11 protein-coding genes are annotated in these 14,264 nt (G+C 74.6%); 8 read left to right on the top strand and 3 right to left on the bottom strand.

Annotation, left to right across the window (positions count from 1 at the left end; translation table 11 throughout):
- The first annotated feature begins 9 nt into the window (after window positions 1-9).
- From AGRA3207_RS00090 to AGRA3207_RS00100, 3 genes are all read left to right on the top strand, one after another.
- Window positions 10-810, top strand: coding sequence for an IclR family transcriptional regulator (locus tag AGRA3207_RS00090; RefSeq protein ID WP_231332480.1), 801 nt, complete (start codon window positions 10-12; stop codon window positions 808-810).
- Window positions 811-877: 67 nt separating this feature from the next.
- Window positions 878-2,038, top strand: a complete 1,161-nt coding sequence (locus tag AGRA3207_RS00095) for a 4-hydroxybenzoate 3-monooxygenase (RefSeq protein WP_231332481.1) — start codon at window positions 878-880, stop codon at window positions 2,036-2,038.
- 172 nt (window positions 2,039-2,210) lie between these two features.
- Window positions 2,211-3,038, top strand: a complete 828-nt coding sequence (locus tag AGRA3207_RS00100) for a phosphatase PAP2 family protein (protein WP_231332482.1) — start codon at window positions 2,211-2,213, stop codon at window positions 3,036-3,038.
- Here AGRA3207_RS00100 and cphA read toward each other — a convergent pair.
- Both cphA and AGRA3207_RS00110 read right to left on the bottom strand, forming a co-directional pair.
- Window positions 3,035-5,674: a cyanophycin synthetase gene (gene cphA / locus AGRA3207_RS00105; protein WP_231332483.1), complete on the bottom strand. Its 2,640-nt coding sequence runs from the start codon at window positions 5,672-5,674 to the stop codon at window positions 3,035-3,037. The genes AGRA3207_RS00100 and cphA overlap by 4 nt on opposite strands.
- 3 nt (window positions 5,675-5,677) lie before the next feature.
- Window positions 5,678-6,511, bottom strand: a complete 834-nt coding sequence (locus AGRA3207_RS00110; protein WP_231332484.1) for a cyanophycinase — start codon at window positions 6,509-6,511, stop codon at window positions 5,678-5,680.
- A 264-nt stretch (window positions 6,512-6,775) separates the two neighbouring features.
- Between AGRA3207_RS00110 and AGRA3207_RS00115 the strand changes: the two genes are divergently transcribed.
- Complete coding sequence (locus AGRA3207_RS00115; protein ID WP_231332485.1) at window positions 6,776-8,128, top strand: ABC1 kinase family protein; 1,353 nt, start codon at window positions 6,776-6,778, stop codon at window positions 8,126-8,128.
- A 22-nt stretch (window positions 8,129-8,150) separates the two neighbouring features.
- Here AGRA3207_RS00115 and AGRA3207_RS00120 read toward each other — a convergent pair whose 3' ends face one another.
- Window positions 8,151-8,996 (bottom strand): siderophore-interacting protein, encoded by an 846-nt coding sequence (locus AGRA3207_RS00120; RefSeq protein WP_231332486.1) that lies wholly within the window; start codon window positions 8,994-8,996, stop codon window positions 8,151-8,153.
- Between the two features lie 209 nt (window positions 8,997-9,205).
- On the opposite strand from AGRA3207_RS00120, the gene AGRA3207_RS00125 reads away from it, so the two are divergent.
- The 4 genes from AGRA3207_RS00125 to glpK all read left to right on the top strand — a co-directional run bounded on the left by AGRA3207_RS00125 (window position 9,206) and on the right by glpK (window position 14,204).
- A complete protein-coding gene (locus tag AGRA3207_RS00125; protein ID WP_231332487.1) occupies window positions 9,206-9,979 on the top strand; it encodes a cyclase family protein in 774 nt (257 codons plus the stop codon).
- The gene (locus tag AGRA3207_RS00130) at window positions 9,976-11,688 is read left to right on the top strand and encodes a thiamine pyrophosphate-binding protein (RefSeq protein ID WP_231332488.1); all 1,713 of its coding nucleotides are present in this window, start codon (window positions 9,976-9,978) and stop codon (window positions 11,686-11,688) included. Before AGRA3207_RS00125 ends, AGRA3207_RS00130 begins: the two co-directional genes overlap by 4 nt.
- 63 nt (window positions 11,689-11,751) lie before the next feature.
- A complete protein-coding gene (locus AGRA3207_RS00135; RefSeq protein ID WP_231332489.1) occupies window positions 11,752-12,597 on the top strand; it encodes an MIP/aquaporin family protein in 846 nt (281 codons plus the stop codon).
- 32 nt (window positions 12,598-12,629) lie between these two features.
- Window positions 12,630-14,204 (top strand): glycerol kinase GlpK, encoded by a 1,575-nt coding sequence (gene glpK, locus AGRA3207_RS00140; protein ID WP_231332490.1) that lies wholly within the window; start codon window positions 12,630-12,632, stop codon window positions 14,202-14,204.
- Window positions 14,205-14,264 lie beyond the last annotated feature (60 nt).

The raw sequence follows: 14,264 nt of genomic DNA on the forward strand, positions 1-14,264 counted from the left end.
GGGAGGGGCATGGGGGAGCGCGCGCGTCCGGTCAGCGTGGCGGGCAAGGTGATGGCCATCCTCAACGCCTTCGCCCTCGGTGACGTGCGGCTGACCCTCAGCGAGATCTGCCGCCGGGCCGGGCTGCCCCTCGCCACCGGCCACCGCCTGGTGGGGGAGCTGGCCGCGGGCGGGTTCCTGGAGCGGGTGCCGGACGGGACGTACCGCATCGGCACCCGGATGTGGCGTATCGGAAGCCAGGCGCCCGCCGTCACCGGGCTCCGCGAGCTGGCCCTGCCGCACATGGAGGACCTGTACGAGGCCACGCACGACAACGTCCAGCTCGCCATCCGCCGGGACCTGCGGGTCCTGGTCGTGGAACGGCTGCGCGGCACGCGGTCGGTGCCCGTCCTGACCCAGGTGGGCCAGACGCTCCCGCTCCACACGACCGGTGTCGGCAAGGTGCTGCTCGCCCACGCGCCCGCCGAGGTGCGCGAGGCGGTGCTGGCGGGGGAGCTGACCCGGCACGCCGCCCGCTCCATCACCGACGCGGGCGAGCTGCGGCGCTGCGTGGAGCAGGTCCGCCGCTCGGGGTACGCGGTGACCCGCGACGAGATGACGCTGGGCGCGGCGTCGGTGGGCGCCCCGGTGCGCGACGCGGACGGCGAGGTCGTCGCGGCGCTGTCGCTGGTCGCCCGGACGCGCAGCGCCGACCTGCGCCGGCTGCTGCCGCCCCTGACGACGGCGGCGCGGGCCCTGTCCCGCGACCTCGCCGCGCACTGGCGCGGACGCCCGGACCTGTTTTCCGCTGACCGGAACGCCAGAGCCTGAGCGGGTCCCGCCGATCGCCAGGATCACGGGGAGGACCGCCCAGGTCAGGACACGATGAGGAGGCTCGATGCGCACCCAGGTCGCGATCGTCGGCGGCGGCCCCGCCGGGCTGCTGCTGTCCCACCTGCTGCACCGGGAGGGGATCGCCTCGGTGGTGCTGGAGGGACGCGACCGCGCTTACGTGGAGCACCGGCAGCGGGCCGGGATGCTGGAGCAGGGCACGACCGACGTGCTGCGCGAGAGCGGCGCCGGGGAGCGGCTCGACCGCGAGGGCCTCGTCCACCACGGGCTGGAGCTGCGGTTCGGCGGCGCCGGGCACCGGATCCCGATCACCGACCTGACCGGCCGGACGGTGACCGTCTACGCCCAGACCGAGATCGTCAAGGACCTCGTCGCGCTGCGGCTGGCCGATGGCGGCGACGTCCGGTTCGAGGCGGAGGTCCTGGAGATCGACGCGTCCACGCCCGGGGTGACCTACCGGCAGGGCGGCCGGACCCGCACCCTCGAATGCGACTACGTCGCGGGCTGCGACGGCTTCCACGGGGTCGCCCGCCCCGCCGTCCCGGGCCTGCGGACGTTCTCCCGGGAGTACCCGTTCGCCTGGCTCGGCATCCTCGCCGACGTCCCGCCGTCCACCGACGAGCTGATCTACGCCCACCACGACCGCGGGTTCGCGCTGCACAGCCTGCGCTCCCCGAAGGTCAGCCGCCTCTACCTGCAGGTCTCCCCGGACGAGGACCTCGCGTCCTGGCCCGACTCCCGCATCTGGGACGAGCTGGCCGCGCGGCTCGCGGCCGACGGCGGCTGGGAGCTGCGCCAGGGCCCGGTCACCGACAGGTCGATCACCCCGATGCGCAGCTTCGTGGCCGAGCCGATGCGCCACGACCGGCTGTTCCTGGCCGGGGACGCGGCGCACATCGTCCCGCCCACCGGCGCCAAGGGGCTGAACCTCGCGGTGTCGGACGTGACCGTGCTGGCGCGGGCCCTCACCGAGCGGTACGCGTCCGGGTCGGAGGCGCTCCTGGACTCCTACTCGGCCACCTGCCTGCGGCGCGCCTGGCGGGCCGAGCACTTCTCCTACTGGATGACCACCCTCCTGCACGTGGACCCGTCCGCCGACGGGTTCGCGCGCCGGCTCCAGCGCTCGCACTTGGACTACGTGGCCTCCTCCCAGGCCGCCGCGACCTCCCTCGCCGAGAACTACGCCGGGCTGCCCCTCGACGGCTAGCGGCCCGCCCGATGGCCCCGGCGTGACGGCCGGGAGATCCAGGTCACCTATGCTGGCAGTCTCTGTAATTTTGCGTGTAATGCACGTTCCTTTACGGTAGGTTCCCTGCCCCTCGCCTCGCCCGCCGCCGCGCGGGCGGGCGCGCAACGCCCGGACCTGGAAGGACGGCATTGTGAGGCTCCTGGAGCAGCCGCCCCGCCCGGTCCTGGCGCTCACGCGTCTGCGCAGGCAGGACCCGCGTGCGGGCGACCCGCGCGGCAGGGGCCCGCAGGGGCGGCCGAGGCCCGTCCGGGAGCTCCTGCTGATCGCCGTGCTCTTCGGCCTCTACAAGCTCGGCCGGGTGCTGGCCGCCGGGCGCGTGCCGGAGGCGTTCGGCAACGCCCACCGGATCTGGGACCTCGAACGGGCCCTGGAGATGCCGAGCGAGACCGGCCTCCAGCACGCGCTGCTGCACAGTGAGGCCCTCGTCCACGTGGCCAACTGCTACTACGCCTACGTGCACTTCCCGGCGATGGCGGTGTTCCTGCTGTGGACGTATCTGCGGCGCCCCGCCCACTACCGGTGGATCCGGCGGACCGTGGTCGCGCTGACCGCCGCGGGACTGGCGCTGCACCTGCTCGTCCCGCTCGCCCCGCCGCGGATGCTGGCCGGCACCGGGATGATCGACACGGCCGCGGTGTTCGGTCCCGCGGTGTACGGGTCGCCGGAGGCCGACACGATGGCCAACCAGTACGCCGCCATGCCGTCCCTGCACATCGGCTGGGCCGCCGTCATCGCGCTCGGCCTCATCGCCGGTGCCCGGACGCGGTGGCGCTGGCTGTGGCTGCTGCACCCGGCCACCACCGCCGTCGTCGTCGCCACCGCGAACCACTACTGGCTGGACGGCGCCGTCGCGCTCGCCCTCCTGGTGCTGCTGGCGGCCACCGTCCCGCTGCTCCGGCCACCGTCCCGCGGACCCGATCGGAACGTTCCAGGTCCGGTGCGGCCAGAGGGCCCCTAGACCTCCGGCTCCGCGCCGAGGGTCTCCAGCAGCTCGGTGACCGGCTCCAGCTTCTCGTACAGCAGCAGGACGGGCTCGCCCGGCCCCGCGATGTCCAGGGCCGAGGTCAGCGCGCCCTTCAGGTCACCCGCGGGATGGTGGACCACGTCCGGGCGCGCCTCCCGCAGCCCCTCGGTGATCAGCCGCGTCATCTCGCCCGACCGCCGCCCGCGCAGGTCCTCGTCCTCGTAGACGACGACGCGCCCGAACGCCTCCGCCAGCGCCCGCGCCGTCTCGGTCACCAGCTCGTCGGACCGGTCGCCCGGCAGCGTGACGGCCGCGACACCGGACCGCCCCCAGTGCCGCTCGACGAACGCGCCCATCGCGCCGACGGCCGCCGGGTTGTGCGCGTAGTCGACCAGGACGGGATTGGACCCGACCCGGTACACGCAGCCGCGGCCCGGGTTGCGCGTGTGCGGCTCGAACGTGCGCAGCGCCTCGGCCACGACGTCCGCCTCGACGCCGAGCGCGCGGGCGGCGGCGGCCGCGGCCAGCGCGTTGGCGACCACGTGGCGGGCCTGCCCGCCGAACGCGCCCGCCACCTCCGCCACCGGCAGCAACCGGGTGCGGGCGGCGCCCCGCGCCTCGGTCAGCCAGCCGTCCTCGACGACGTGGGCGGTGCCGCCGCGGCGCAGGTGCGCCGCGAGCGGCGGCGCGTCCGGCGACAGGGCGAAGTAGCGCACCGCCGGCCCCCGGTCGCGGACCGCGCGCCGGCCGGCCATCCCCGCCGTGGCCGCGTCCTCGGCGTTCAGGACGAGATGCCCACCCCGGCGGATCTCCTCGGCCACCAGCGCCTTGATGTCCACCAGGTCCTCGACCGACTCGGTGTCGTCCATCCCGAGGTGGTCGCGGGTGACGTTGGTGATCACGGCCACGTCCGCGCGGTCGTAGCCGAGCCCCCGCCGGACGATCCCGCCGCGCGCCGTCTCCAGCACCGCCGCCTCCACCGACCGGTCGCCGAGCACCATCTCGGCCGACCGGGGCCCGGACGCGTCGGACAGGTGGACGAGCCGCCCGCCCACGTACACGCCCTCGGTGCTGGTCATCCCGGTGCGCAGCCCGCCCAGCTCCAGCATGTGCGCGATCATCCGGACCGTGGTGGTCTTGCCGTTGGTCCCGGTGACCGAGACGACCGGCACCCGTGACGGCGAGCCCTCGGGGTACATCAGGTCGATGATGTCGCCGGCGACGTCGCGTCCCGGCCCCTCGCAGGGGGCCAGGTGCATCCGCAGCCCCGGCGCGGCGTTGACCTCCAGGATCCCCGCGGCGCCGGGCTCGGCGGGCGGCGGGGAGCCGACGCCGGGCAGCCGCAGGTCGATGCCGCACACGTCCATGCCGACCGTCGCGGCGGCGCGCACGCACATCCCCGCGACGTCCGGGTGGACGGCGTCGGTCACGTCCCGGCTCGTGCCGCCGGTGGACAGGTTGGCGTTGCGGCGCAGCCAGACCGTCTCCCCGTCCGCGGGGACGGTCACCGGGCCGTGCCCCTGCCGCGCCAGCAGCCCCAGCTCGGCCGGGCCGAGCGCGAGGCGGGTCAGCGGCCGGTCGTGGCCCTCGCCGCGCGCCGGGTCGGCGTTGACCCGTTCCACCAGCGCGGCGACCGAGGAGACGCCGTCGCCCGTCACGCACGCGGCGGTCAGCTCGGCGGCGGCCGCCACCCGCCCGCCGACGACCAGGACCCGGTAGTCCTTGCCCGGGACGTAGGACTCGACGAGCACCTCCCCCTCGTCGCCGGCGGCGGCGCCGAACGCGGCCACGACCTCCGGGGGGCTCGTCAGCCCGACGTGCACGCCCTCGCCCTGGTGCCCCGACAGCGGCTTGACCACCACCGGCCCGCCGATCGCGCGCAGCGCCGCCAGCGCCTCGGCAGGCGACCCTGCCGTCCGCCCCGCCGGGACGGGCAGGCCCGCGTCGGCCAGCAGCCGGTGCGCGAGCCGCTTGTCGGCCGCGGCCTCCATCCCGATCGCCGAGGTCGCGTCGGTCATCGCCGCCCACACCGTCCGGCGGTGCCGCCCGTAGCCCAGCCGCAGCAGGTTCAGGTCGCCGACCCGGCGGACCGGCACCCCGCGCCGGCGCGCCGCCCGCGCGAGCGCCGCGGTGCTCACGCCGAGCCGCCCGGCCTCGTACTCGGCCGCGACCGGCGCCAGGTCGGCGGCGAGGTCAGGCACCCACCCCGCGAGGGCGCCGTTGACGGCCCGGACCGCGAGCGCGATCAGCCGCTCCACGACCGTCGAGCCGGACGGCTCGTCGCGCGGGCACTCCAGGATCACCTCGTAGTCGCCGGGGCCTCCGGCGAGGACCGTCCGGCCGAAGTACACCTCGCGGCCGATGAGGCCCGACAGCTCCAGCGTGACGTGCTCGGTGACGTGGCCGAAGTAGGTGCCCCTGGCCATCGCGTCGAGGAGCCCGCCCGGCCGCCCGGCCGAGCAGTGGTGCGAGGTCAGTCCCGGCAGCGCCGCCACCAGCCGGTCGGCGAACCCGGGGTGGTCGGTGGTCTCGTGGCCGGTCAGGCCCTGAAGGTCCAGCCGCGCGATGGCGACGGGACGGGAAAGGTAGACGTTCGGGCCGCTCAGGCGGCGCACATGGTCGAGCCGCACGGGCTATCCCTCCTCCGGGCCGCGCATGGTGCCGAGGGCCGGCAGCCTGTCGTTCATCTGGAACGAGCAGCCGGCGGGCAGCAGGTGCAGCGACACATCGAACATCGCCATCGGCTCGTGGTCCGAGGCGGCGTAGGCGACGGTGGACTGGCCGGCGTCCACGACCGTGACGACGCCGGTGCCGACCACGCCGAACTGGCCGTCGCCCACCACGATCGCGGTGTCCTCGTCGATCCCGACACCGAGCAGCCGCGTGTCCAGCGCTATCCCGCTCATCAGCCGCGGGAGCCGGCCGCGCTCGTTGAAGTGCATGTCGATCAGCACGTTGTCGAGCAGCGCGAGGCCCGGGCCGACCTTCACGCTGGAGGCGGCGACCTCGTGGCCGTGGCCGCCGAGGATCATCCAGTGGCCCATGGCGGTGGCGCCGGCGCTGGTCCCGGCGATGACGAGGCCCTCCTGGTCGAGCCGCCGCTTGAGCAGCTCGTTGGTCCGCGACCCCACCAGCGTCCGGATCCGCGACTGGTCGCCGCCGCTGAACAGCACGCCGGTGGCCGCGTCGAGGGCGCGCAGGGTCGCGGCGTCGTCGGCGGCGGCGCGGCCGAGCAGCCGCAGCTCCCGGACGGAGGACACGCCGAGCCGCCCGAACACGGCGGTGTACTCGTCGGCGACCTCCTCGGGCACCTCGGTGGCGGTGGTCACCACCACGACCCGCGCGTCCTCGCCGCCGGCCAGCTCGACGAAGGTCTCCAGCGCCCCGGACCCGCAGGTCCGGTCCTCCGCGCCGCCGATGATCAGAAGCCGGCCCTTGCGTCCGGCACCCCCCTGTTTCTCTGTCACATCCCCTAGCTACCCTTTGATCACACTAGGTAGTCTTTCGATCACGGTGGGCGTCCGCCGAGGCCACCCAGGGACGCGTGGCCGTTCCGAGGCCGGAACCCCGCCCTGCACCGGCCCCGAGCAGGGCCCCGGACGTGGCGGGGGAATCCCGGCGCCCGTCCCGACGCTGAAGACTTGTGTCAAACGATGACCGCTTTATGGCGTTTGCCTGCCATGAGAGGCTGGAGATCATTGGACGCATCGTCGAACGAGGGGCGCCCGGCCGTGAGTGACATCCCCCGCCGCGCGGTGACGCGGACCGCCAAGCTCGCCACGCTGCCGCTCGGGTTCGCGGGCCGCACCGCCCTCGGCCTCGGCAAGCGCACCATCGGACGGCCCGCCGAGGCCGTCGCGCTGGAGGTGCAGCGCCGCACCGCCGAGCAGCTGTTCGCGGTGCTCGGCGAGCTCAAGGGCGGCGCGATGAAGGTCGGGCAGCTGCTGTCGATCTTCGAGGCGGGGCTGCCCGAGGAGATCGCGGGACCGTTCCGCGCGAGCCTGACCCGGCTCCAGGAGGCCGCGCCGCCGATGCCCGCCGCCACCGCCCACCGCGTCCTCGCCGAGGGGCTCGGGCCCGATTGGCGCGCCTCGTTCGCCGAGTTCGACGACCGGCCCGCCGCCGCCGCGTCCATCGGCCAGGTGCACCGGGCCGTCTGGCACGACGGACGCGCCGTCGCGGTGAAGGTGCAGTACCCCGGCGCCGCCCAGGCCCTCATGAGCGACTTCAACCAGATCTCCCGGCTGAGCCGCCTGTTCACGCCGCTGTTCCCCGGCGTCGAGGTCAAGCCCGTGGTCGCCGACCTCAAGCGGCGGCTGGAGAAGGAGCTGGACTACCTCGACGAGGCCCGCGCGCAGACCGCCTTCCACGACGCCTACGCCGGCGACCCCGACTTCCTCGTCCCGGCCGTCGTCGCCCAGTCCGGCGACGTCCTGGTCACCGAGTGGCTGGAAGGCACCCCGCTCGCCGAGGTGATCGCCGGGGACGACCAGGGGCTCCGCGACCGCGCCGGGCTGCTGCTGTTCCGCTTCCTGCTGTCCGGGCCGTCCCGCTGCGAGATGATCCACATCGATCCGCACCCGGGGAACTTCCGCATGCTGGACGACGGCCGCCTCGGCGTCATGGACTTCGGCGGCGCCGCCCGCGTCCCCGCCGCGTTGCAGTGGTCGATCGGCCGGCTGCTGCGCATCGGGACGCTCGGCGACCCCGAGGCGATCGTCGCGGCCCTGCGCGAGGAGGGCTTCCTCGCCCCGGACGGCGACGTCGACCCCGGGCAGGTCGCCGCGTTCGTCGCCCCGCACGCCGCGCCGTTCGCCACCGAGCGGTTCCGCTACTCCCGCGAGTGGCTGCGCGAGCAGACCGCGCGCGGGCTCGGCCTCGCCTCCGACATGCGCCCGGGCGCGCTCGCGCGCCAGTTCCGGCTGCCGCCGCAGTACCTGGCCGTCAGCCGCGCGCTGTCGGGCTGCGGCGGCGTCCTGTGCCAGCTGGAGGCCGAGGGCCCGTTCCGCGCGGAGGCCGAGCGGTGGCTGCCCGGCTTCACCGGCGACGGCGACCCGGACGGGACCGAGGAGGCCCTCGCCTGACCCGCCGCCCGCCGCCGGCCCGTCAGGCGAGCGCCTCGGCCTCTTCCTCCTCCACCTGCCGGTTCCACTCGCGCTTGGACGACTGCCAGCCGTCCTCGTCGCGGCCCATCCGCCAGTAGCCGGAGATCGACAGCCGCTCCAGCGGCAGCCCCCGGTCGACGCGCAGGTACCGCCGCAGCGCCTTGACGAAGCCGGCCTCGCCGTGCACGAACGCGTGCACGTTCTCCCCGGGGAACTCCAGCTTCTGGACGGCCTCGACCAGCAGGTCGCCGACCCTCCCGCCATCGCGGTGCAGCCACACGACCTCGGCGCTGCCCGGCGCCGCGAGCTCCTGCTCCTCGTCCGGCCCGGAGACCTCGATGAACACCCGCGCCGGGGCGCCGTCGGGGATCCGCTCCAGTGACGCGGCGATGGCCGGCAGCGCGCTCTCGTCACCGGCGAGCAGATGCCAGCCGGCGTCGGCGCGCGGCGCGTAGCCGCCGCCGGGCCCGCTGAAGTAGATCTCCTCGCCGGGCCGCACGTTCGCCGCCCACGGGCCCGCGAGCCCCTCGTCCCCGTGGTAGACGAAGTCGATCACGAGCTCGACGGCCTCGGCGTCCCAGGAGCGGACGGTGTAGGTCCGCATGCTCGGCCACTGCTCACGCGGCATCTCCGCGCGGACCCGCTCCATGTCGAACGGCTCGGGGTAGGTGACACCCGGCTGCGGGAACAGCAGCTTCACGTAGTGGTCGGTGAATTCGCCCGCGCCGAACCCGGCCAGTTCCCCGCCTCCGAGGACCACCCTGATCATGTGCGGCGTGAGACGCTCCGTGCGCAGCACTCTCCCCCGGTGGAGTCTCGGCTTCCTGCGCGCCGGTTCGATCGCCATGCAACCCTCCAGAGATCGGACACTATTAGGCAACCCTAACCCGTACTGACCTCTGGATCCTCCCCGGCACGGCGCGAAAGCGGCGCGCGCCCGCCGCGATCGCCGGGCGCCCGCCGGGGCATGCCGGGCCACCCTCCGGGAAGGGCCGTGTGCGATACGTTCTTGGGCACTCGCGCGTACCCTCAGCCGCCCGTGTCGCCGGAGGAACCATGTCCGTGCTCGCCCAGCTGCTCGCCGCCGTCGCCGGGGGATCGGTCGAGGTCGTCGACCTGACCGCCCCGCTGTCGGAGCGGACCCCGATCCTGCGCCTCCCGGAGCCGTTCGCCAACACCGTGCCGTTCTCGCTGCGCGAGATCAGCCGGTACGACGACCGGGGCCCCGCCTGGTACTGGAACGACATCGTCACCGGCGAGCACGTCGGCACCCACTTCGACGCGCCCGTGCACTGGGCCACCGGGCGCGACCGGGAGGACGTCTCCCAGGTGCCGCCCGGCCGCCTCGTCGCCCCCGCCGTGGTGCTGGACGCGTCCGCGCGGGCCGCCGCCGACCCCGACTTCCTGCTGGAGATCGACCACGTCCGGGACTGGGAGCGCGAGCACGGGGCGCTCCCCGACGGCGGCTGGCTCCTCTACCGGACGGGCTGGGACGCGCGGTCCGGCGACCAGGAGTCCTTCCTCAACGCCGACGAGACCGGCCCCCACACGCCGGGGATCTCCGCCGAGTGCGCCCGCTGGCTCGCCGAGGAGACCCCGCTCATCGGCCTGGGCACGGAGACGGTCGGCACCGACGCGGGCGCCGCGCACGGGTTCGACCCGCCGTTCCCCTGCCACTCCTACTTCCTCGGCGCGGGCAAGTACGGCCTCACCCAGCTCCAGAACCTCGCCAGGCTGCCGGCGCGCGGGGCGGTGCTCCTCGCCTCGCCGCTGCCGATCGTCGGCGGCTCCGGCAGCCCCGCCCGCGTGCTCGCCCTGGTCGAGCGATGATCGTCGCGGAGGCGGTGGGGGAGACCCTCGCGCGGCTCGGCGCCGGGACCGTCTTCGGCGTCGTCGGCAGCGGCAACTTCCACGTGACGAACGCGCTCGTCGCGAACGGCGCCCGCTACGTCGCGGCCCGCCACGAGGGCGGCGCCGCGACGATGGCCGACGCGTACGCGCGGGTCACCGGCGGCCTCGGCGTGCTGTCGGTGCACCAGGGACCCGGCCTCACCAACGCCCTCACCGGCATCGCCGAGGCCGCCAAGAGCCGCACGCCGCTGCTGGTGCTGGCGGGCGAGGTCGCCGCCGCCGAGGTGCGCTCCAACTTCCGCGTCGACCAGGCCGCCCTCGCGGCGGCCGTCGGCGCCGTCCCCGAGCGGATCCACTCGCCCGGCACCGCGCTGGCCGACGTCGCCCGCGCCTGCCGCACCGCCGTCGCCGAGCGCCGCACCGTGCTGCTCGGGCTGCCGCTGGACGTGCAGGGCGCCCCCCACCCGGACGCCGCGGCGCCCGAGCGCCCGTCCGCGGGGGCCGACGGCCATCCGGCCGGGTACCGCCCGCGGGCTGCGCGGGTCCCGCCGCTGCCCGTCCCGCCGGCGGGTGCGATCGCCCGGCTCGCCGACGCGCTCCAGGGCGCCGGGCGCCCGGTGTTCATCGCCGGGCGCGGCGCGCGGCTCTCGCGCGCGGGGGAGGTCCTCGCCCGGCTGGCGGGACGCGTCGGCGCGCTGCCCGCGACCTCGGCCGTCGCGCGGGGCCTGTTCGCCGGGGACCCCTTCGCCCTGGACGTCAGCGGAGGGTTCGCCACGCCCGCCGCTGCGGAGCTGATCGGCGGCGCGGACCTGATCGTCGCGTGGGGTTGCGCGCTGAACGCGTGGACCACCCGGCACGGCGCCCTCATCGGCCGGGACACCACCGTCGTGCAGGTGGACGTGGACGCCCAGGCCCTCGGCGCGCACCGGCCCGTCGACCTCGGCCTGATCGGCGACGTCACCGAGACCGCGCTCGCCGTCTCCGCCGAGCTGGAGGCGCGCGGGCACGGCGCCACCGGATACCGGACGGAGGAGGTCGCGGCGCGGCTCGCCCGCGAGGGACGCTGGCAGGACGTCCCCTACGAGGAGCATCCCGACGGCGAGGGCGACGACGGCGCCCGCATCGATCCCCGGACTCTGACGATCGCACTGGACGGGCTGCTCCCGCGCGAGCGGACCGTCGCGGTCGACTCGGGCAACTTCATGGGCTATCCGGCGATGTTCCTGGACGTCCCCGACGCCGACGGCCTCGTCCTCACCCAGGCGTTCCAGTCGATCGGGCTCGGGCTCGCCACCGCGATCGGCGCCGCCGTCGCCCGGCCGGACCGGCTGACGGTCGCCGCGCTCGGCGACGGCGGCGCGCTCATGGCGGCCGCGGAGCTGGAGACGGCCGCCCGGCTCGGGCTCGGCCTGCTGGTGGTCGTCTACGACGACGAGGCGTACGGGGCGGAGGTGCACCACTTCGGCCCGCACGGCCATCCGCTGGACACCGTCACCTTCCCGCCCGCCGACGTGGCCGCGATCGGCCGCGGGTTCGGCTGCGCCGCCGCCACCGTCCGGTGCCGGGACGACCTCGCGGCGGTGGGGGAGTGGCTGGCGGGACCCCGCGACCGGCCGATGATCGTGGACGCCAAGATCACCCGGGGGCGGCCCGCCTGGTGGCTGGAGGAGGCGTTCCGCGATCACTGACCGTGTAACCGCCCATACGGAGGGGAATGATCCGGAGCCTACGCCGCATCCCGGGGAGGACCGATGGCGCATGGGCCCCGACTGCCGGAGCTCGGCCGCGAGATGGCCGCCGAGTTCGCCGGCACGCTGATCCTCATCCTCTTCGGGGCCGGCGTCGTCGCCCAGGCCGTCGCGGGCAGCGGCCTCGGCGACCCGCAGAGCCTCGGCGGGCACGACGCCATCACCTGGGCGTGGGGCATCGGCGTGACGCTCGGCGTCTACGTCTCGGCCCGGATCAGCGGCGGGCACATCAACCCGGCCGTGACGTTGGCCCTCGCCGTGTTCAAGGGGTTCCCCTGGCGCAAGGTGGGGCCGTTCTGGGTCGCGCAGACCGCGGGCGCGTTCGTCGCCGCGCTGATCGTCCGGTGGAACTACAGCGAGGTGCTCGCCAAGTTCGACCCCGGCCACACCCTGAAGTCGCAAGGGGTGTTCTCGACCCTGCCGGGCAACGGGACGCTGCCGGTGGGGACGTGGGGGGCGTTCCGCGACCAGGTGATCGGCACCGCGATCCTGCTGTTCGTCGTGCTCGCCCTCACCGATCTGCGCAACTCCCCGCCGCTGGCCAACATGACCCCGTTCGTCATCGGACTTCTGGTGGTGGCGATCGGGATGGCGTGGGGGACGGACGCCGGTTACGCGATCAACCCGGCGCGCGACTTCGGCCCGCGCGCGGCCCAGTTCATCACCGGGTACGGGAACGCATGGCGGGACCAGAACGGCGACTTCTATTTCTGGGTGCCGATAGGCGGCCCGCTGATCGGCGGGATCATCGGAGCGGGCCTGTACCTCCTGCTCATCGGGCGCAACATCCCCGAGGAGGACCAGGGGCCCGGTGGCGGCGAGCCACGGCCCGAATACGACGTCCGCTGACGGTCCCGTCCGGCAAGGAAGGAAGGTCTGACATGGCTGATTTCGTTGGTGCGCTGGATCAGGGGACGACCAGCACCAGGTTCATGGTGTTCGATCACTCCGGTGCGGTGGTGGCCCGGCACCAGCTGGAACACCGGCAGATCCTGCCCCGCCCCGGGTGGGTCGAGCACGACCCCGCCGAAATCTGGGAGAACACCCGCACCGTCATCCAGACCGCGCTGGCCACCGCCGGGCTGTCCACCACCGACCTGCAGGCCATCGGCATCACCAACCAGCGCGAGACCACCGTGGTCTGGGACCCCCGCACCGGCCACCCCCTGCACAACGCCATCGTCTGGCAGGACACCCGCACCGACCAGATCACCACCGCCCTGCAACACGACAGCCGCGGCCAGATGATCCGCGACCGCACCGGCCTGCCCCCCGCCACCTACTTCTCCGCCGCCAAAGCCCAATGGATCCTGGACAACACCCCCGGCGCCCGCCAGGCCGCCCAGCACGGCCACGCCCTCATGGGCACCATCGACACCTGGCTGCTATGGAACCTCACCGGCGGCCCCCACGGCGGCGTCCACCTCACCGACCCCACCAACGCCTCCCGCACCATGCTCATGGACCTGCACACCCTCACCTGGGACCCCGAACTGCTGGACATCTTCACCCTCCCGGCCACCATGCTCCCGGCCATCGGCCCCTCCACCCAGCCCGGCGGCTACGGCCCCACCCACCCCGACACCCCCCTCGCCCACCCCACCACCGCAAGCACAGGCACCGGGGGCGGCACCGCCGGGGGCGGGGGCGGGGGCGGGGTGCCGGTCACCGCGATCCTGGGCGACCAGCAAGCCGCCACCGTCGGACAGGTCTGCTTCGCCCCCGGCGAGGCCAAAAACACCTACGGCACCGGCAACTTCCTGCTGCTCAACACCGGCCACCAGCCCGTGACCTCCCACGCCGGGATGCTCACCACCGTGTGCTACCAGCTGGCCGGGCAACCCCCCGTCTACGCCCTGGAAGGCTCCATCGCCGTCACCGGATCGGCCGTGCAATGGCTCCGCGACCAGCTCGGCCTCATCACCGACGCCGCCCACAGCGAAACCCTGGCCCGCCAGGCCGGCGACAACGGCGGCATCTACTTCGTCCCCGCCTTCTCCGGCCTGTTCGCCCCCTACTGGCGCGCCGACGCCCGCGGCGCCATCGTCGGCCTGTCGCGCCACACCACCGCCGCGCACCTGGCCCGCGCCACCCTGGAGGCCATCTGCTACCAGACCCGCGACGTGGTCGAGGCCATGCACCACGACTCCGGCGTCACCCTGGAAGTCCTCAAGGTCGACGGCGGCGTCACCACCAACCACCTGTGCATGCAACTGCAAGCCGACATCCTGGGCGTCCCGGTCTCACGCCCCACCATCACCGAAACCACCGCCCTGGGCGCCGCCTACGCCGCCGGCCTGGCCACCGGCCTGTGGCACGACACCGACGAACTACGCACCCACTGGCACCAAGACCACCGCTGGGAACCCACCTGGACCCCCCGCCAACGCGACCACGCCTACACCGGATGGAAGAAAGCCGTCGAACGCACCTACGGATGGATCGACATCGACTGAACACGCGGCGTGTCCTTGCCGTCACGCCGGCCCGAACGTGATCTAGCATCCGGCGGGGGG

This window comes from Actinomadura graeca (genome assembly GCF_019175365.1).
Lineage (GTDB): Bacteria > Actinomycetota > Actinomycetes > Streptosporangiales > Streptosporangiaceae > Spirillospora > Spirillospora graeca.